Source organism: Bradyrhizobium sp. 195 (genome assembly GCF_023101665.1).
Taxonomy (GTDB): Bacteria; Pseudomonadota; Alphaproteobacteria; order Rhizobiales; family Xanthobacteraceae; genus Bradyrhizobium.
The window spans coordinates 6371879-6388803 of record NZ_CP082161.1 but is presented as its reverse complement, the minus strand read 5'-3'; the positions used below and the strand labels follow the sequence as shown (position 1 = coordinate 6388803).

Below are 16925 nucleotides of genomic sequence, written 5' to 3'. Positions count from 1 at the left end.
ATATTTAGACGTTGTCGATGACACGGCTCAACAGGAGAATAGACATGATTGAGATGGTCATCGAACAGCGGCGCCGAGATCTCGGCGGTGGCTTCGAGGTCGGACGTGTGCTGCCATTCGCCAAGCGGCGCATGGTGGGCCCGTTTATCTTTTTCGATCACATTGGGCCGATTGATATCGCGCCCAGCGATGATCGCAGCTTAGACGTCCGCCCACATCCGCATATAGGCCTCTCGACTGTGAGCTATCTGTTCGCTGGCGAGATCATGCATCGCGACAGTCTCGGCTACGAGCAGGCGATCCGTCCACAGGAAGTCAATTGGATGACAGCAGGCAGCGGTATCACCCATAGTGAGCGCTTCGAGCATGCCCGGGTGAATGGTGATCGCGTGCACGGTATCCAGGCCTGGGTTGCACTGCCAGTCGAGCAGGAGGAGGCCGCCCCTTCCTTTTCACACCATTCAGGCGTCGATCTGCCGCAGTGGAACGAGTCGGGGGTCATGGGTCATCTCATTGCCGGCAGCGCCTACGGCCTGGTGGCCGGCTCCGTAACGCACTCGCCGCTGTTCTACGCACATCTCGACATGTCGGCCGGGGCAGCGGCAGAGGTTCCGGTCGGCCACAAGGAGCGCGCCCTATACGTCGCTACGGGCGCAGTCGAGGTGGATAATCGCCGCTATGAGGCAGGTAGAATGCTGGTGCTTGGTGCGGGAATCTCGCGCGTAAAGGCGTTTGAAAAATCGGCTGTGATGGTGCTCGGGGGCGAACCCGTTGGTGAGCGCTTCATCTACTGGAACTTCGTCTCATCTTCGAAGGAGCGGCTCGCTCAGGCGGCCTCAGATTGGAAAGCGGGACGGATGAAGCTTCCGGATGCGGACGACGCGGAGTTCATCCCACTGCCGGGTCAACCCGAGCCGCCTGCTTCGGCCAGCTCCTAAGGGCGAGGTATCGCGAAATCGGCTTTTGTCGCTATTGGATGAGGAGATGATGATGGCTGCGCCGCGCGCCCATGTAACAGCTTCAGAGACCGGAAGAAGCACTTTCGCTGTTCGCATCGAAATGAGCAGTCACGTGCTTACCGGCGACGAACCCGTGGATGCTGGCGGTGGCGGACTTGGTCCAAGCCCTTTTGAATTTCTCTCGGCTGCACTGGCAGAATGCACGGCCATGACAGTGCGTTGGTACGCCCGCCAACAGCGCTGGCCGGTAGAGCACGTGTCGGTGGTGGTCGATTACGGGAAAAGAGTGCCTGCCGGCGCTTTTAGTCCCGTGGATGTGTTCGAGAAAACCATCTTCATTCGCGGTGCCCAGCTTACCGACGAGCAGCGTTCACGACTGTTCGATGTTGCTTCCAAGTGCCCCGTTCAACGCGTTTTGGAGAGCTCTCCTTCAATAAAGTCAGAGTTGGAAGCAAAAACTGGCTTGTGACCCGGTAGTCGAGGGCGCCTGCCTCATCCTACGCTTACACCTCTATTCCGAGATTACCTAAAAGGAGGAACCCACAATGTCCACCCGTGCGCACGCTCTTTCCCAGAAGTCGTCTACAGCCGAACCCGCATCGGCGGCATCGCCCTTGGCGGTACTGCGGTCGATCTTGTCGAACCCTACCGATCTGGATTTCGTCAAACAATTTACGACTGATGACTTCATATATGTATCGCTCAACTATGAGCACGCGGAACTGAAGCAGATCATGCCTTGGGCCGGAACCAACGAAGGCACCAAAGGATTGGTTCAGACCTTCATCGACGTCAGCCGTTACTGGAGGGTCGACGGCTTCCAAATTCAGGACAGCTTTGAGAATAAGAACGGCGCAGCGATCTTTGGCTCCTTTACTTACACATCAAACATTTTGGGAAAAACGGTGACATCACCCTTCGCGGTTCTGGCGCGCGGCGAGAACGGCAAGCTGTCATACGTGCAGTTTATGGAAGATACCTTCGCGACCGTCCGCAGTTTTAGAGAAAGCGGCGAGTACCTCATCAAAGCAAATCCAGACGGATCGGAAACCAGCGTCTGAAAGCAAGGTTAAGATCCGCCCGGGATAAGTCATTTCATTTGCTTCAAGGGACTAGGCTACGTCCGGCCGACTTCGAGCCGTCCGGACTAGTTAGAGCCACCTTGACCTCCGCGAGGGGGCTGCAAGGCCGAGTTGGCTCTCAAAGGCCAGCTCCGAAGCTCGTCACCGACCAGGACCTGCGAGCCATCCTGCACCGCCATGCCGATCTAGATCCCCGGCAGTTCTGCCAGCCAGGTTCTAGGACATTGGTGCTCGCCCATCGCTTGAAACCGGCAGCCGCTCAATGTTGACTTGGAATGCGGGCAATCGCCTTGATTTCAAAATCGAAGCCGGCCAGCCAGGTCACCCCTACCGCCGTCCAGTTAGGGAAAGGCGGATCGCCGATCTCGTCAGATCGGACCTTCATAACGGTTTCGAACTGCGCTTCGGGATCGGTGTGGAAGGTGGTGACGTCGACCACGTCAGCGAGCGTGCAACCGGCCGCGGCCAGAACAGACCTGAGATTAGCGAAGGCGCGCCGCACCTGTTTCTCGAACACCGGTTCGGGCAAGCCGTCTTCGCGACTCCCAACCTGCCCGGACACGAACAGCAGGTCGCCGGACCTGATCGCCGCCGAGTAGCGATGCTCGTCATAGAGGGCGTGGCGCTGGACCGGGAAGATCGGCTCGCGTGTGGACATCGGTATCTCCTAAGTGAGGTGGACAGGTCGCGTCACGTTTCGAATGAGCGTTGAAGAAAGTTGCGGATGATGACGGCTATCTCCCGATGGTGCGTCTCCAGTGCAAAGTGGCCCGCGTCGAGCAGGTGCACCTCGGCATCCGGCAGGTCCCGCCTATAGGCGAGCGCTCCTGCGGGAACGAACGCAGGATCGTGACGCCCCCATGCTGCCAGGAGCGGCGGGCGGTGTTCGCGGAAGTAGGCCTGAAAGGCCGGGTAGAGCGCGACGTTGCTGCGATAGTCCAGGATGAGATCGAGCTGTATGTCCTCCGCACCCGGACGCGCCATGTACGCGATGTCGAGCTCGTATCCGTCAGGACCGAGCAGATCCGCATCCGCGCCTGTCCCATATTGCCAGCTGCGGATCGTCTCAGGCGACAGCGACGCGCGACAGGCCTTGCGATTTGCCTCAGTGGGCTCGCGCCAGTAGGCCTGCCACGCGCCCCATTCGTCACTAAAGCCCTCCTCGTAGGCGTTGCCGTTTTGGGAGATGATTGCGGTGATGCGATCCGGGTTCTTCGTGGCGAGCCGCAGGCCGATCGGCGCTCCATAGTCGAAGATGTAGAGGGCGAAGCGGTCAAGCCCGATCGCATCGACGAACTCCTCAATGACCTCGGCCAACGCGTCGAAGCTGTAGGTAAAGGAACCGCGCTCGGGCGCCCGCGTCTGGCCGAATCCGGGCAGGTCCGGCGCGATGATGCGGTAACGGTCCGCCAGCAGCGGAATCAAGTCCCGGAACATGTGGCTTGCCGTCGGGAAGCCATGGAGTAACAGCAGGGCCGGGGCGTCGACGGGGCCGGATTCCCGATAGAAGACCTCGACGGCCCCGACCTGTTGGGTGCGATAGCGGACGCTCGACATCTGTCTGCCCTTTATGATTGTAGCGATGGTGCCGGCAAGCTGCACTTGGCCGACCCGCCGGCGCGGTGTCGAAGCCTAGGCGAGCGCGCCCGCATCGGCGTTGAGGATCGTGCCGGTGATCACGCTCGCGGCCGGGCTCGCAAGGAAAACGACCGCATTGGCGATCTCGCGCGGCTCAGCGTAGCGTCCGAGCGACGTCATGCCCCGCTGGAAGTCGGCCGCGTCGCCGTCCGCGGGGTTCGCATCGGTGTCGGTCGAGCCGGGCTGCACCAGGTTGACAGTGATGCCGCTCGGCCCGAGCTCGCGCGACAGGCCGCGGGTGAACGAGGTCAGCGCCGCCTTCGAGGTGGCGTAGGCCGACACACCCGGAAAAGGAACGCGCTCGGCGAGACCGGAGCCGATGGTGACGATGCGGCCCCCTGCGCGAAGGTGCGGGATGACAGCCTTGGCGAACAGCATCGGCGCGCGCACGTTCACGTCCATCAGCTTCTGGTACTCGCCGAGGTCCAGCTCCGTGAGCGGCCCATAATAGCCGATTGCCGCGCTGTTGATGAGGATGTCGATGCCGCCAAGCTCGGTCACGGCCTCGTCGACGGCGCGCGTGATCGCCACGGGATCGGCGCTGTCGGCCTGGATGATGACGGCACGACGTTCGGTCGCCTTGATCGACGCAGCTACTGCCTGGGCCTTCTCGGCGGAGTTATGATAGGTGAACGCGACGTCGGCGCCGTTTTCAGCGAGCGCCAGCGCGATCGCGGCACCGATTCCCCGCGATCCACCGGCCACGAGGGCTCGCTTTCCACTCAGATCGATCATTTCCTTTTCCTTCTGCCATCCATGAAGTCGGCCGCTCCAGCCGGAGAGCGCGAAGCGGCGATGGGATCACATGCTCGGCATATCTTGGGGAGGGGCGTTCGCCTTCATTAGTGGCGAAACGTGCCGAACTGTGTTGCAGGGAATGGAACGCCGCGATCGGACGCTTGAGGACGGCGGGGGATCGACGACCCGATACCGCGCTGGCTTCAGCAGAACGGGTTCGATACCCCTTCTCCAGGAAAACAGCATTTGGTTGTCTCAGTCGTCGGCGCTGAGCTCTCAGCCATGATGGAACGTGAAAGGTTGTGCATCGCGTCTTGCGTGGTGATATTGGCCAAGGGTTCATCTCCGTGTTTCCGCGATCCCCGATTCAGTTAGCTGGTGCCATTGGCTCCAGTGGCATTCCATCCGGTGATCGTCGGATAGATGCTGACTTGCCCTAAGCTGCCTCCGCATCGGACCCAACGGCGACCCGGCTTGGCACGGGTTCCTGGTCGAGAATCCCGATCACGCGCGCAGCAGCTTCACAGGGATCCAAAGCGTTAGCGCCCGGCTCTTCGTTACTCTTGGAATATTTTGCAAGCCGCCTACCATACAATTCGCGCTGCTCAGGGCCCATGTTCTTGGCGGCGCTCATCAGAGCATCTGAAGTCGTCGATACATCACCGCCTTGGATGCGGCCCATCGATACCGTCGTGACGTGCACGCCGAACGGCTTGAGGTCGGCCCGGTAAGCGGACACGAGCGCCTCGAGCGCCGCGTTAGATGTTGCCGCAAGCCCACAAAAGGTAATTGGGGTACTTCTACTCGCGTCGATGATTTGGACGATCTGGCCGCGCGCTCGGCGAAGCGCCGGCAGAAAGGCATTAATAACGCTCATCGCACCAAGGACGTTCTCCTCAAGAGCATGCCGTGCCGTATCAATGGAGACCGCTTCGAGCGGGCTTGGGGGGATGATATGTGAATTGTTGATCAGGAGGTCGAGTCCGGCCCCATCGAGCGCCTCCGACACGCCTTCCGCCCAAATTTTGCCTTTGGTGAATTTGGTGACATCGCTCACTGCGAGGCTGACGCGCCCACCCGATGCAGTTCTGAGCTCTTGCACCTCAGCGGCAGACCCTGCAGTACCGAAGACGACACTGCCTCGGGCGGCGTAGCTCAACGCGAGCTCGCGACCGAGACCGGTACCGGCTCCCGTGATCACGACCGAACACCAGCGACGTCGGGGGCGGGATGCCATAACTACTCTCCTGGCCAGCTTTCAAACGATGCTCCTGGCGACGGGAGCGACTTCATTGCCAAGAAGCTCGATCGCGCGCCTCATCGCAGCGGAGTCTTGCAAGGCGGTGCTCATTTGAAAAGTGATACGTGAGAGCCCGCCCAGGACTGCACTTGCCTTCTGGATCTTGGCCACAACTGTCGTCGGATCACCTACCAGGAACGCGCCGTCAGGGCCGGCCATGGCGTCGAAGTGCGCGCGCGTCGGAGGTGCCCAGCCCCGCTCGCGCCCGACGGTCTCGGTGAGGTGGGCCCAGCCGGGGAAGAAGGCGTCGCCGGCCGCCACGTTGGTTTCGGCTACGAATCCCATCGCGTGGACGCCCACCTTGAGTGTGGCGCGATCATGCCCCGCCCGCGCGCCCGCTTCGTAATAAAGGTCGACGAGGGGGCGGAAGCGCTCGAAGGTTCCGCCGATAATCGCCACCATCAGCGGCAGACCGAGCACGCCGGCGCGCGCGAACGACTGCGGCGTGCCGCCCACGCCGCTCCAGACGGGTAGCCGTTCCTGGTACGGACGTGGGAACACGCCCTGACCGATCAGCTCCGGCCGGAAGCGCCCCTGCCAGCGCGGGTGGCTGGTTTTGCCGAGATGCATGAACAGGTCGAGCTTCCCGGCGAAGAGGTCGTCATAGGCGCGTGTGTCGAGGCCAAAGAGCGGGAAGGCCTCGCCGAAGGATCCGCGGCCGACGACGAGCTCGGCCCGGCCCTTTGAGATCAGGTCAAGCGTAGCGAACTCCTGGAACACGCGTACGGGATCGGCCGCGCTCAGCACCGTCACCGCGCTGGTCAGACGAATTCGCCTGGTTCGTGCGGCCGCGGCGGCGAGGATGATCGCCGGCGCGGAGTCGAGGAACTCCGCGCGATGGTGCTCGCCAATTCCGAAAACGTCGAGACCGACCCTGTCTGCGACCTCGACCTCGTCGAGAAGCTCGGCCATTCGATCGGTGGCGGACGGCGGCGCGCCAGTCGCGAGATCAGGGAGGATGGCGGCGAAGCTGTCGATGCCGATATCCATTTTGGGTCCTTCGAGGCGCAGGAGGGATCGGGTGGCTGCTCGGCTTAGCCGGCGTCTCGTGGCGCCTGACGCTTCCGTTCCAGAGGATCGAAGATGGAGATGCCGACAGATGAGAGCGCGTTGCGTCCCCGGGCGACGTCGGGATGGTGTTGGACACAGCCAGGTGGGTAGAGCTGTTCGACCGCAGACGGGTCGTGCCGCTGGAGCAGCGCCGTCAATGCAGCCGGCACCAGCGCTTTACTGCGTTCGGGACGATCGTCGAAGATCTGATCGGCCGCCTTAGTGATCTCGAGTTTACCCCGCATCCTAAGGAAGTCCCCCGGCAGGAAGCGTGATGAGCGAGGGGCCCAGTCCGCGATCGTAATCCTGAACGTCCGTGACCGTGCCGCCACTGTCTTCCGCCCAGCTCACCGCGAAGAGGTCTGCTCGAAGGGGAGCAACTTCTATCGCGAACGTCTCGGCGTGGGAGAAGGGACCCTCCATGATCTCGAACGAAAGTTGGGTCCGCGATTGAAGCCGGGGGCTCACCCGAAACTCTGGGTGAGTGACGTCGATCCCCTGTCCGATGAGGAAGCCATCAATCGACATCTTCACGCTCCTAGGCGGCGAGCTGCACCTTTAGGCCGCCGTTTTCTGCGGCGGGGCAGGGAGCGGGTTGCGCCACGGGGCGCATCCCGGTCCCCCCTTCATTCCGATCAGATGCCTGCCGACTGTTCGTTGGGCACTGGTGTGTTCAGCAGCTGCTGCTCCCACAGGTAGGCGACGCCGCTGCCGCCAACGTGATCGATCATGACCTGCGTCAGCGGACCAGCCGTCTTGAGACGCGCCCAGTCGCGCTGCCATTCGGCTGCGAGGGCCAACCAGGTCATCATGTTGATGCCGGCCCCGATCATGCGCTGAATGGCGACCTCGTGGGCCTCAACCGAGGTGCCTCCTGATGCGTCGGTGATCACTGTCACATCCCAGCCTTCGCCCGCGGCCTGGATCGCCGGCATCGCGACGCAGACTTCTGTCCAGAGGCCGGCTATGACCAGCTGCTTACGTCCGGTCGCTTTCACAGCATCTACGACGGCCTTGTCTTCCCAAGTATTGATGAAGGTGCGGTCGATCACCTTCTGGTCTGGGAAGACGTCGGTGATATGCTTGAAGATCAGTCCGCCCCGCCCCGCAATGACGCTCGTCAGGATCGTTGGGACGCCGAAGACCTTGGCGGCCTTGGCTAGTGCAGTGGTATTGTTAACTACTGCCTGAGGATCATGGCTGTTCAGGTTGGCGAGCTGGTAGGGCTGATGGTCGATCAGAACCAACACCGAATCCTCCGGTCTAAGGAGGGAACCGAGACCTTGGCGAAAACTCATGGCAATTCCTTTCCTGCGGGAGCGCTCATTTGCCGCGAGTGCAGCGCAGCGCGCATGTTCGAATGCCATTGCATTTCTCGTGCGTATAGCTTCAAGGAGTGCTGTGCTGAGTTGCGGAACGGGGACGCGATTGGATATCGAGGAACTACGAACATTCGTTGAGGTCGCCGATGCTGGAAGTGTCACGGCAGCTGCGCTTCGTCTTGGCGTTTCCAAGTCAATCATCAGTCGGCGGTTAGCTAGGCTAGAGGCCGACCTGGGTATCCAGTTGCTCGCACGAACCACTCGTGGCGCTGGCCTGACGGAAGCTGGAATAACGTTTCGCGAACACGCCGCGAAGGTTTGCGCAGAGATCGACATTGCTCGAGAAACGATCCTGCCAGCGGGCAAACTACGCGGCAACTTACGGATCGCCGCTCCGCTGACCTTCGGCCCGACGCACTTCGCGCCGGTGATCGCGGAACTGGCGCGCCTGAATCCTGAGCTGCAGGTTCGCGCTTGCTATACGGACCGATTCGTTGATCTGATCGCGGAAGGATTTGATTGCGCCATCAGGATCGGTCACCTCGCCGACTCGAACCTGCTCGCCAGGAAAGTCGGATACACGCCAGCCGTATATGTGGCGACGCCTGAATACATCGAGCGTCATGGTGCTCCAGAAACCCCGGAAGAATTCGAAACTCACGACGTTGTCATGCAAGGGACTGAGACATGGCTGGCACTTGATGGCGACAAGCTGATCACACTGAGGCCGAAAGGGCGCTTTAAAGCGGACAACGCCGTCGCTCTCGTCGCCGCTGCTCTCGCGGGCATCGGGCTTGCAGGTATTCCGAAGGAACTTATCATCGAGCATCTCGAGTCCAGTGCGTTGGTCCCGGTGATGAAGCAGTATCCCCCCCCAAGTTTGGGCATCTACGTGGTACGGCCGGCCGGCCAACATCCAGCCCGAAAGGTGCGGGCGCTGACTGAAATGATGGTTGAATGCTGCGAGGGCCTCTGCAGGGGAATCATGCTGCGGGAAACTCAACGGGCGCGGTAGCAAGCGAACAAACACCATTTCGTGTTGCGCAAACTGCGACACAGAACGACGGCAAACGACACTATTGTCACCCTTGCCCGAAGGGCACCGTCAAGTCGCGGCGCATTTGCCACTTAGCAGGCGCAAGGAGGTGGATGAGCATCGAAAAGCGGCGCGTCACTTTCAAGCACGATGGTCGCGCGATCGTCGGCCACCTCCGCTTACCAGAATGCCCAAGACTAATCGCAAGGACAAGCCTGAAATCGCGTTGCCAGCCATCACGGTGTTGGAGGATGAGGCCGGGTGCCCAAACGCTCTGGCAGTTCAAGCTCGGCGCTCTTCCCGCGCGTGTCGCATCTCCTTGCCGGGGAGATAGAGCGTGCAAGCGTGGTGACAGACAATTCCGATCTGCGCGGCGTGGTCCGCATGGGCTCGCAGGTGCGGTACTGCGATGACACGACTGGTGAGGTACGGGACGTGGTGTTGGTGTATCCGCACGAAGCGGACATAACACTAAAGCGCATCTCGGTTCTTCCGCCGATCGGAGCTGCGTTGATCGGCCTTCGGTTGGCCAAGGCACGGAAGGAGGCGTCTCCTGGACGCTCCCGACTACAAGGGAGAATCGCGAGGCCTTCGCTTTTTTGTCCGACCGGAACGATGTAGACCCCGCACTTCCTGCTGTTGAAAGAGTTCGCCGCAGACGTCACGCAACCATTGGTTTGCCGGGTCGTGATGGAAGCGGGCGTGCCAATATTGCTTCACCGTAAAGCCGGCGATCGCCAGCGGGCAGTCGAGCACGCGTAGTCCGTAATAGTGCGCCAGCGTTTCGCCGATGTGTCTTGGAAGGGTGGCGATCAGGTCAGTCGTCCCCACAATTGCGGGTAACCCCAAGAAGCCCGGTAGCTCGAGCGCAACGTCAAGGACCATGCGCTGCTCCCGTAGCGCGTCCCCGAGCAAGAGATGTCCGGTGCCGGGGCGAATGAGGACGTGGGCCTCACGCCTGAAATCCTTTGCGGTGATGCGGTCGCGGATCCGGGCATGGTTTGCGTTCGCCAAGCAGACCCAATCCTGCGGAAAGAGCACCTGTTGGAAGTGCCCGGCATCGAGATCCGAGATGTAGCCGAGCGCCAGATCGGCCTCGCCAGACTGCAGCATCCGTGGGGTATCGCCGCCGATCTGCGCCGCTTCGATGCGGATGCCCGGAGAAACACGACGAACGTGGCCGAGGATGGCCGGAAGGAGCGTGATATGGCTCGCATCCGTCATGCAGATGATGAAGCGGCGCTTTGCAGTGGCCGGATCAAACTCAGGACGGAGCTCCGCGAGACGCCGCAGCATGTCCAAGGCCTGTCTAGCCGTGCCGATGAGAGCCTCGGCACGTGGAGTGGGCAGCATTCCCTCTGTCGACCGGATGAAGAGCGGATCATCCAGTTCCATTCGCAGACGCGCCAGCCAGATCGAAATGGTCGGCTGGCTTTGACCGAGTTTCTCGGCTGCCCTGGTGACACTACCCGTTGAAAACAGTGCGTCAAACAGCCGGAGCAGGCGCGGCTCCAGCAGGTTCGTCTCGGAGAGGTCCCGGTGCTTCATTACGATCTACAATAATGGTTATAAGGATCATAGCATATCCAAATACAGGGCGGACTGCTACCACGCTTCCGACGCCAAGAAAGGCGCGGGAGAAACGTTCGGATGAGGATCTGCTTTATCGGAGCGGGGGCCCTAGGCTCGACCATCGGCGGCACGCTGGCGCGCGGTGGTGCCGAGGTTTGTTTGATCGACCCGTTTCAGGCTCATGTCGACGCGATCAATGCCGGCGGCCTACGGATGCTCGAAGGCGACGCCGAGACCGTTGTGAAGGTCTCGGCCTGCACCTCCGCGAACCAGGCCGGCATCGTGGCGGACCTCGTCATCGTCCTGGTCAAATCCTACCACACGCGCGATGCGATCCGGGCGGCCGCGCCGATCATCGGGCCGCAGACGGTCGTGATGTCGCTTCAAAACGGGCTTGGTCACGAGGACATTCTTTCGGAGGAAGTTGGTCGTGACCGGGTCATGGCAGGCAAGACCTACGTTGGCGGCGTGCTGCTTGGCCCCGGTCATGTTCGCTCCGGGGTCATCGGCAAGGAAACCATCATCGGCGAACTTGACGGACGCTTGACGGAGCGCGCACGGCGAATTTCCGAGACGTTCAATCGTGCCGGCATTCTCTCACTGCTCAGCGACAACATCCTGGGCACGATGTGGGACAAGTTGTTCATCAATGTCGCCGGAGGAGGGATTACCGCCGTTACCGGGCTGACTTACGGCGGTCTCTATTCGCTGTCGATCCTGGAAGATTGCGCGCTAGCCGCAATCTCCGAGGGCATCGCGGTCGCGCAGGCGGCCGGCGTGAAGATCTCGATTGCCGATCCGCGCCGGGCCTGGACGATGGCGTCTGCTGGACTGCCGCCCGACTTCAAGACGTCGATGTTGCAGAGCCTGCAGTCCGGCAATTTGACCGAGGTTGATTACATTCACGGCTCGGTCGTGCGCTGGGGCGTCAAGCTCAACGTGCCGACTCCCGTCAACTCGACCCTCGTCGCGTTGGTCAAAGGGCTCGAATACGCCCGCAGCGATTATCCGGGAAAGGCCTGAGACGATGTCGTTGCCCCGCGCTTATGTCGAGCACGTCGCGATCCGCGTGCGGGACGTTGATCACCACGTCGCGTTTTTTCGTGAGGTGCTTGGTCTTGCCATTCGCGACGAGCACTCCGCCAATGGTGCACGCCCTCGCCAGGTCTGGGTGCTCGGAAGCGTGCAACTCATTGAGGATCCGAATTTTGCGGGACCGGAAGGGCGTCTCGCCCATCTCGGCATCATGGTCGACGATTACGAAGGTGTGCTCGCCCGCGCCGCGGCCTGGGGCGCCAAGGCACAGCCTGCCGGGCCGAACTGGCTCGAGCTGCCGGGCGGACTCAACGTCGAAATCTTGCAAGCCAGTGTAGGTGCCGTGGAAGCGGTCCTGGCGATCAATCCCCGTGCCTAGAGGAAGACGCGAGATGACCGATGAGCGCTACTGGGACGATGCCAAGGTCGGTGACGAATGCGTCACCCCCGCAGTGACGGTCACTGAAGCGATGGTGAATGCCTATGCCGAACTGACGGGTGATTTCACGCCTGTTCATGTCGACGAGGAATACGCCAAGACCACACCATTCGGTACGCGCGTCGCGCACGGGCTGTTTGGTCTGTCGCTGGCCGATGGTTTGAAGACCCGCGCCGACTACCGCTTCCTTCCGGGAATGTCGCTGGGCTGGACATGGGATTTCAAGCTGCCGATCAAGCTCGGCGACACCGTGCACGTGAAGTTTCGCGTCGGTTCAATGCGCGCCACGAAGCGGGAAGGGTGGGGCATCGTGGTGCTGCCCTCGGAGCTGATCAATCAGCGCGGCGAAGTGGTGCAACTCGGCGAGCATCGGCTGATGATTCCCATGCGCCCGAAGACCGGCGCCGCAGGAGAGCAGGCATGACCGCGCAAGATCTGCCGCTCAAAGGCATTCGCGTCATCGACTACAGCCATTTCCTGGCAGGCCCGTTCATGGGCCGCTGCCTCGCCGCGATGGGCGCTGAAGTCATCAAGGTGGAGCGTCCGAAGGCAGGTGATGCGGGCCGCGCCCATGGCTATTTCAAGGACGGCCAGTCCGGCTACTTCCTGCAGCAGAACATGGGCAAGCAGGGCCTGTGTATCGATCTGCGCGACAAACGGGGCCTCGACATGATGATGAAGCTGGTCGATACGGCCGATGTCTTCATCGAAAACTATCGCCCCGGCGCGCTCGAACGCCTCGGGCTCGGTTACAAGACGCTGTCGGCGCGGAATCCAAGGCTGGTCTACTGCTCGGTCTCCGCCTATGGCCACACCGGCCCCTATGCCGACCGCCCCGGCTTCGGCCTGATCGCAGAGGCGATGTCGGGCGCGCTGGCGCAATTGGGTACCCCCGGCGAAGCCCCGCCGCTGCTTCGTATGCCGTTGGCAGACATGTACACCGGCATTCATGGTGTGGCTGCCATCAATGCAGCGCTGGTCGGCCGCGCGTCGTCCGGGCGTGGCCAGCATATCGATCTGGCGCTGTACGACTGCATGGTCTCGATGCACGATTATGCGGTTCAGCGCTACTTTCTTTCCGGCGGTACGGACCTGCCGAAGCAGACCGGCAGCGGACAACCGGACTCGACTGTCTACGGCGTTTTTCCGGCCAGGGACGGTAATCTTGTCATCGCCGCCCAAGTCGATGATGCATGGCGGCGATTGGCGATGCTGATCGGAGGGGACACGCTGGCATCCGACGAGCGCTTCGCCAAACCCGCCGCGCGGAACGCCCATTATGCCGAAGCGATGGAGATTGTGCGAAACTGGACGCTGTCGCAGCCGTCTCGGGATGCTTGTCTTGCAGCACTCGATAAAGCCAGTGTGCCGTCCGCTCCTGTGCAGACCATCGAAGAGGTCGTGAGGGATCCGCAGATCCAGGCGCGCGGCATGCTGGTCGAGCAGGAGCATCCGGTGCTCGGCAAGGTGACGTTGCCGAACCTGCCTTTCCGTTTCTCCGACTGCGACACCACGGTACGGACTCCGGCACCACTGCTTGGCCAGGACAATCGCCGCATTGCAGAGTCGCTGGGACTGTCGGCCAATCTCGTTGAGGCGATGGTGCGCGACGGTGTCCTCTACAACGAAGCTGCCGTGCAGGAGTAAGCCATGAGCGATCGTTATGCGGTGATTGGCAATCCGATCGGCTTCAGCAAATCACCCTTCATCCATGGCGCTTTCGCCCGAATGACGGGACAGGACCTTGTCTATGAGACAATCGAGGGACCGCTCAACGGCTTCAACGAACGGGTTGATCAATTCCGGACAGAGGGCGCCAAGGGGCTGAACATCACCGCTCCGTTCAAGCTCGATGCCTTCGCCTACGCAAACGAACTTTCCGAGAGCGCCGAACGAGCAGGTGCCGCAAACTGCCTCAAGTTCGACGGCGATCGGGTCATTGCCGAGAATTTCGACGGAGTCGGACTGGTGCGTGACATCACCGTCAATCTCGGCGTCAAAATGGCAGGCCGGCGCGTTCTGATACTCGGCGCTGGAGGGGCCGCACGTGGCGCGCTGTTTCCGTTCCTGCGCCAGGAGCCGTCCGAGCTGGTTCTCGTCAATCGAACGCTGTCGAAAGCCGTGGCATTGGCGGAAGAGTTTGCGGGCTGCGGTCCCCTGATCGTCAGCGGCTACACTGAACTCGCCGATCTTGCCGTGGGTTATGACGTCGTGGTCAACGCGACATCGGCCAGCCTGCGAGGTGAGATGCCGCCACTTCCCGGCAACGTCTTCCGCGGTGCGGAGCTGGCGTACGAACTTGCCTACGGCAAGGGATTGACCCCCTTTCTGCGAGCGGCCCGCGCCGAAGGCGTAGCCAAGCTGGCCGACGGCGTCGGCATGCTGGTCGAGCAGGCGGCGGAAGCGTTTGCCTGGTGGCGCGGCGTGCGGCCGAGCACGGCTCGGGTCATCGCCGAACTGACCGTTCCACTGAGCTGACGGGCGCTGCCGAACATGCATCCGAAGTCCAGCTTCCTCGTCGGCCTGATCGGCAGCGGCATCGCGGCGTCCCGCACCCCGCCGATGCACGAAGCGGCCGCTGACGCCGCCGGCATCCGCTATCTCTACAAGACGATCGATCTGACCGAGCTGAAGCTCGGAGTCGAAGCGCTGCCGGAATTGCTGACGGCGGCAAAGCGGATGGGCTTTGACGGGCTGAACGTGACCCATCCCTGCAAACAGGCGATCATTCCGCTCCTGGACGAGCTTTCGCCCGACGCAGAGGCGCTAGGCGCCGTGAACACCGTGGTCGTCAGGAACGGTCGAATGACCGGCCATAACACGGACTGGTTCGGCTTCGCGGAGAATTTTCGCCGCAACATGCAAGCTGCCCCGCTCGGCCGTGTCGTCCAGTTCGGCGCGGGCGGCGCAGGCGCGGCCGTGGCTTTCGCGCTGATGAAGCTCGGCGTGCAGGAACTGACGATCATAGACCTCGATTTGGCCAAGGCGCAGAGCGTGGTCGACGCATTGTCCCCTCGATTCGTCGAACGGCGCTTGAGGGCCGGCCAGGATGTCGCAGCTTGCGTCGCTGTCGCAGACGGAATCGTCAATGCGACGCCGATCGGTATGGACAAATATCCGGGCACGCCGCTGCCGATGGCCTTGCTGCGTCCCGATCTGTGGGTCGCCGAGATCGTCTACTTCCCGCTGGAAACCGCATTGCTGCGCGCGGCGCGTGCTCTGGGCTGCCGCACCGTCGACGGCGGTGGCATGGCGATTTTCCAGGGCACCGAAGCATTCCGCTTGTTCACGGGCATCTCACCCGATCCAGACGTCTTCTTCGCCACTTTTGCATCCCTGGGAGGGTGACGTCAGGCCGATGGGCGAGCGGTACGCACAACGCCCGAGAGGAAACGCAAGATGGGCTATACGCTCGATTTCTCTGTGGTTTGGCATGCAATGCCCGCACTGCTGTGGGGGTGCGTGGGTACGTTGGGCCTGGCGCTCGCCGGAATGTCGCTCGCGATGCTGATCGGTGTCGGAGGGGTCGCGGCACGCGATTCGAAGGCGGCGTGGTTGCGTGGTCTTGTGATCGGCTTCGTCGAGGTCGTGCGCAACACGCCTTTCCTGGTGCAGATCTTCTTCTTGTTCTTCGCCCTGCCGCTCGTCGGATTGAAGCTCAATCCGACGGCGACCGCCGTCATCGCGCTCGGTATCAATGGCGGCGCCTACGCCATCGAGATCATTCGCGGCGGCGTTCAGTCTATCCACAAAGGACAGGTGGAGGCCGGCTACGCGCTCGGACTGCACAAAGGGCAGGTGTTCCGTTTCATCGTGCTCAAGCCCGCGCTTCGCGCGATCTACCCCTCGCTGACGGGGCAGTTCATCATGCTCACGCTGACATCGTCGATCTGTTCGGCTGTGTCCGCCTACGAACTGACGTCGGTTGCACAGCGCATCGAGAGCGACACCTTCCGCAGCTTCGAGGTCTATTTCTCCGTCACCTTCCTCTATCTCGCGATCTCCTGGCTGCTGATGCTGGGCTTTGCGGTCATCTCTCACCGCTTTTTCTCATATCCGACACGCTGAGGGGAAGATCATGACACCGCATTTTGGTCTTCCAGAGTTCGGCTTCCTGCTGCGTGGCCTGCAATGGACCATGCTGCTCACGCTGGTCGCGTTCGTAGGTGGCTGCACGGCGGGGCTCGCGATCGCATTGCTGCGCACCTGTGGCCACAGGGGCGTGGAATGGGTCACCCGCGTCTACATCGGGATATTCCAGGGCACTCCGCTGCTGCTGCAGCTTTTCGTCGTGTATTACGGATTGGCGCTGACCGGGCTGAAGCTCGACGCCTTCACGGCGGTAGCAATCGGCTTCACCGTGAATGCCTCCGCGTTTCTTGGCGAGATCTGGCGTGGCGCGATCCAGGCCGTGCCGCGCGGCCAGACCGAGGCGGCGATGGCGCTCGGATTGCATTATTCGTCCCGCATGCGCGATATCGTGCTGCCACAGGCGATCCGCATCTCGCTGCCGGCGACCATCGGTTATCTCGTGCAGCTCATCAAGGGCACCTCGCTCGCCGCCATCGTCGGCTTCATCGAGCTCGCCCGCGCCGGTCAAATCGTGTCGAACCAGACCTTCCAGCCGTTGCTCGTCTTCGGCGTGGTCGGCGCAATGTACTTCATCCTGTGCTGGCCACTCTCATGGTGGGGCGGTCGGATGGAGGCCAGGCTCGCCCTGGCCAGTCAAAGATAACAACGGCGCACCTACTCAA

Annotated in this window: 22 protein-coding genes; 13 read left to right on the top strand and 9 right to left on the bottom strand. The window is 61.8% G+C overall.

Annotated elements, in window-relative coordinates:
- Positions 1–44: 44 nt before the first annotated feature.
- From IVB26_RS29920 to IVB26_RS29910, 3 genes are all read left to right on the top strand, one after another.
- Positions 45–938, top strand: coding sequence for a pirin family protein (locus tag IVB26_RS29920; protein ID WP_247968658.1), 894 nt, complete (start codon positions 45–47; stop codon positions 936–938).
- A 46-nt stretch (positions 939–984) separates the two neighbouring features.
- Positions 985–1428, top strand: a complete 444-nt coding sequence (locus tag IVB26_RS29915) for an OsmC family protein (protein WP_247968657.1) — start codon at positions 985–987, stop codon at positions 1426–1428.
- 76 nt (positions 1429–1504) lie between these two features.
- Positions 1505–2020: a nuclear transport factor 2-like protein gene (locus IVB26_RS29910; protein WP_247968656.1), complete on the top strand. Its 516-nt coding sequence runs from the start codon at positions 1505–1507 to the stop codon at positions 2018–2020.
- Between the two features lie 280 nt (positions 2021–2300).
- Here IVB26_RS29910 and IVB26_RS29905 read toward each other — a convergent pair whose 3' ends face one another.
- The 8 genes from IVB26_RS29905 to IVB26_RS29870 all read right to left on the bottom strand — a co-directional run bounded on the left by IVB26_RS29905 (position 2301) and on the right by IVB26_RS29870 (position 8065).
- The gene (locus IVB26_RS29905) at positions 2301–2699 is read right to left on the bottom strand and encodes a RidA family protein (protein ID WP_247968655.1); all 399 of its coding nucleotides are present in this window, start codon (positions 2697–2699) and stop codon (positions 2301–2303) included.
- Between the two features lie 32 nt (positions 2700–2731).
- Positions 2732–3598 carry an alpha/beta fold hydrolase gene (locus tag IVB26_RS29900; RefSeq protein ID WP_247968654.1) on the bottom strand — a complete coding sequence of 289 codons (867 nt, stop codon included), beginning with the start codon at positions 3596–3598 and terminating at the stop codon, positions 2732–2734.
- 75 nt (positions 3599–3673) lie between these two features.
- Positions 3674–4414 carry an SDR family NAD(P)-dependent oxidoreductase gene (locus tag IVB26_RS29895; RefSeq protein ID WP_247968653.1) on the bottom strand — a complete coding sequence of 247 codons (741 nt, stop codon included), beginning with the start codon at positions 4412–4414 and terminating at the stop codon, positions 3674–3676.
- A gap of 439 nt (positions 4415–4853) precedes the next feature.
- The gene (locus IVB26_RS29890) at positions 4854–5576 is read right to left on the bottom strand and encodes an SDR family NAD(P)-dependent oxidoreductase (protein WP_247968652.1); all 723 of its coding nucleotides are present in this window, start codon (positions 5574–5576) and stop codon (positions 4854–4856) included.
- Between the two features lie 99 nt (positions 5577–5675).
- Positions 5676–6707 (bottom strand): LLM class flavin-dependent oxidoreductase, encoded by a 1032-nt coding sequence (locus tag IVB26_RS29885; RefSeq protein ID WP_247968651.1) that lies wholly within the window; start codon positions 6705–6707, stop codon positions 5676–5678.
- Positions 6708–6751: 44 nt separating this feature from the next.
- Positions 6752–7012 carry a hypothetical protein gene (locus tag IVB26_RS29880; protein ID WP_247968650.1) on the bottom strand — a complete coding sequence of 87 codons (261 nt, stop codon included), beginning with the start codon at positions 7010–7012 and terminating at the stop codon, positions 6752–6754.
- A 1-nt stretch (position 7013) separates the two neighbouring features.
- Positions 7014–7295, bottom strand: coding sequence for a MoaF-related domain-containing protein (locus tag IVB26_RS29875; protein ID WP_247968649.1), 282 nt, complete (start codon positions 7293–7295; stop codon positions 7014–7016).
- Positions 7296–7402: 107 nt separating this feature from the next.
- Positions 7403–8065, bottom strand: a complete 663-nt coding sequence (locus IVB26_RS29870) for a hydrolase (protein ID WP_247973305.1) — start codon at positions 8063–8065, stop codon at positions 7403–7405.
- A 130-nt stretch (positions 8066–8195) separates the two neighbouring features.
- On the opposite strand from IVB26_RS29870, the gene IVB26_RS29865 reads away from it, so the two are divergent.
- Both IVB26_RS29865 and IVB26_RS29860 read left to right on the top strand, forming a co-directional pair.
- Positions 8196–9104: a LysR family transcriptional regulator gene (locus IVB26_RS29865; protein WP_247968648.1), complete on the top strand. Its 909-nt coding sequence runs from the start codon at positions 8196–8198 to the stop codon at positions 9102–9104.
- A 405-nt stretch (positions 9105–9509) separates the two neighbouring features.
- A complete protein-coding gene (locus IVB26_RS29860) occupies positions 9510–9746 on the top strand; it encodes a GreA/GreB family elongation factor (RefSeq protein WP_247973304.1) in 237 nt (78 codons plus the stop codon).
- Here the strand turns inward: IVB26_RS29860 and IVB26_RS29855 are convergent.
- Positions 9693–10673 (bottom strand): LysR family transcriptional regulator, encoded by a 981-nt coding sequence (locus IVB26_RS29855; RefSeq protein WP_247968647.1) that lies wholly within the window; start codon positions 10671–10673, stop codon positions 9693–9695. The genes IVB26_RS29860 and IVB26_RS29855 overlap by 54 nt on opposite strands.
- A gap of 102 nt (positions 10674–10775) precedes the next feature.
- Between IVB26_RS29855 and IVB26_RS29850 the strand changes: the two genes are divergently transcribed.
- From IVB26_RS29850 to IVB26_RS29815, 8 genes are read left to right on the top strand one after another with little or no spacing between them, the layout of a single operon-like run.
- The gene (locus IVB26_RS29850) at positions 10776–11720 is read left to right on the top strand and encodes a ketopantoate reductase family protein (protein ID WP_247968646.1); all 945 of its coding nucleotides are present in this window, start codon (positions 10776–10778) and stop codon (positions 11718–11720) included.
- A gap of 4 nt (positions 11721–11724) precedes the next feature.
- Entirely contained in the window at positions 11725–12111 is a 387-nt protein-coding gene (locus IVB26_RS29845; protein WP_247968645.1) for a VOC family protein, read from the top strand.
- 13 nt (positions 12112–12124) lie between these two features.
- Positions 12125–12595, top strand: coding sequence for a MaoC family dehydratase (locus tag IVB26_RS29840; RefSeq protein ID WP_247968644.1), 471 nt, complete (start codon positions 12125–12127; stop codon positions 12593–12595).
- Positions 12592–13818: a CaiB/BaiF CoA transferase family protein gene (locus tag IVB26_RS29835; protein ID WP_247968643.1), complete on the top strand. Its 1227-nt coding sequence runs from the start codon at positions 12592–12594 to the stop codon at positions 13816–13818. The genes IVB26_RS29840 and IVB26_RS29835 overlap by 4 nt, the downstream gene beginning before the upstream one ends.
- Before the next feature lie 3 nt (positions 13819–13821).
- The gene (gene aroE / locus IVB26_RS29830; protein ID WP_247968642.1) at positions 13822–14649 is read left to right on the top strand and encodes a shikimate dehydrogenase; all 828 of its coding nucleotides are present in this window, start codon (positions 13822–13824) and stop codon (positions 14647–14649) included.
- A gap of 15 nt (positions 14650–14664) precedes the next feature.
- Positions 14665–15519: a shikimate dehydrogenase gene (locus IVB26_RS29825; RefSeq protein ID WP_247968641.1), complete on the top strand. Its 855-nt coding sequence runs from the start codon at positions 14665–14667 to the stop codon at positions 15517–15519.
- Positions 15520–15570: 51 nt separating this feature from the next.
- Complete coding sequence (locus IVB26_RS29820) at positions 15571–16239, top strand: amino acid ABC transporter permease (RefSeq protein WP_247968640.1); 669 nt, start codon at positions 15571–15573, stop codon at positions 16237–16239.
- A gap of 10 nt (positions 16240–16249) precedes the next feature.
- Complete coding sequence (locus IVB26_RS29815) at positions 16250–16906, top strand: amino acid ABC transporter permease (RefSeq protein WP_247968639.1); 657 nt, start codon at positions 16250–16252, stop codon at positions 16904–16906.
- The last annotated feature ends 19 nt before the right edge of the window (positions 16907–16925 follow it).

Coding starts and splice junctions, on each gene's coding strand:
- IVB26_RS29920 (WP_247968658.1), top strand. CDS start 45: ATGATTGAGATGGTCATCGAACAGCGGCGCCGAGATCTCGGCGGTGGC.
- IVB26_RS29915 (WP_247968657.1), top strand. CDS start 985: ATGATGATGGCTGCGCCGCGCGCCCATGTAACAGCTTCAGAGACCGGA.
- IVB26_RS29910 (WP_247968656.1), top strand. CDS start 1,505: ATGTCCACCCGTGCGCACGCTCTTTCCCAGAAGTCGTCTACAGCCGAA.
- IVB26_RS29905 (WP_247968655.1), bottom strand. CDS start 2,699: ATGTCCACACGCGAGCCGATCTTCCCGGTCCAGCGCCACGCCCTCTAT.
- IVB26_RS29900 (WP_247968654.1), bottom strand. CDS start 3,598: ATGTCGAGCGTCCGCTATCGCACCCAACAGGTCGGGGCCGTCGAGGTC.
- IVB26_RS29895 (WP_247968653.1), bottom strand. CDS start 4,414: ATGATCGATCTGAGTGGAAAGCGAGCCCTCGTGGCCGGTGGATCGCGG.
- IVB26_RS29885 (WP_247968651.1), bottom strand. CDS start 6,707: ATGGATATCGGCATCGACAGCTTCGCCGCCATCCTCCCTGATCTCGCG.
- IVB26_RS29880 (WP_247968650.1), bottom strand. CDS start 7,012: ATGCGGGGTAAACTCGAGATCACTAAGGCGGCCGATCAGATCTTCGAC.
- IVB26_RS29875 (WP_247968649.1), bottom strand. CDS start 7,295: ATGTCGATTGATGGCTTCCTCATCGGACAGGGGATCGACGTCACTCAC.
- IVB26_RS29870 (WP_247973305.1), bottom strand. CDS start 8,065: ATGAGTTTTCGCCAAGGTCTCGGTTCCCTCCTTAGACCGGAGGATTCG.
- IVB26_RS29860 (WP_247973304.1), top strand. CDS start 9,510: ATGGGCTCGCAGGTGCGGTACTGCGATGACACGACTGGTGAGGTACGG.
- IVB26_RS29855 (WP_247968647.1), bottom strand. CDS start 10,673: ATGAAGCACCGGGACCTCTCCGAGACGAACCTGCTGGAGCCGCGCCTG.
- IVB26_RS29850 (WP_247968646.1), top strand. CDS start 10,776: ATGAGGATCTGCTTTATCGGAGCGGGGGCCCTAGGCTCGACCATCGGC.
- IVB26_RS29845 (WP_247968645.1), top strand. CDS start 11,725: ATGTCGTTGCCCCGCGCTTATGTCGAGCACGTCGCGATCCGCGTGCGG.
- IVB26_RS29840 (WP_247968644.1), top strand. CDS start 12,125: ATGACCGATGAGCGCTACTGGGACGATGCCAAGGTCGGTGACGAATGC.
- IVB26_RS29835 (WP_247968643.1), top strand. CDS start 12,592: ATGACCGCGCAAGATCTGCCGCTCAAAGGCATTCGCGTCATCGACTAC.
- aroE (WP_247968642.1), top strand. CDS start 13,822: ATGAGCGATCGTTATGCGGTGATTGGCAATCCGATCGGCTTCAGCAAA.
- IVB26_RS29825 (WP_247968641.1), top strand. CDS start 14,665: ATGCATCCGAAGTCCAGCTTCCTCGTCGGCCTGATCGGCAGCGGCATC.
- IVB26_RS29820 (WP_247968640.1), top strand. CDS start 15,571: ATGGGCTATACGCTCGATTTCTCTGTGGTTTGGCATGCAATGCCCGCA.
- IVB26_RS29815 (WP_247968639.1), top strand. CDS start 16,250: ATGACACCGCATTTTGGTCTTCCAGAGTTCGGCTTCCTGCTGCGTGGC.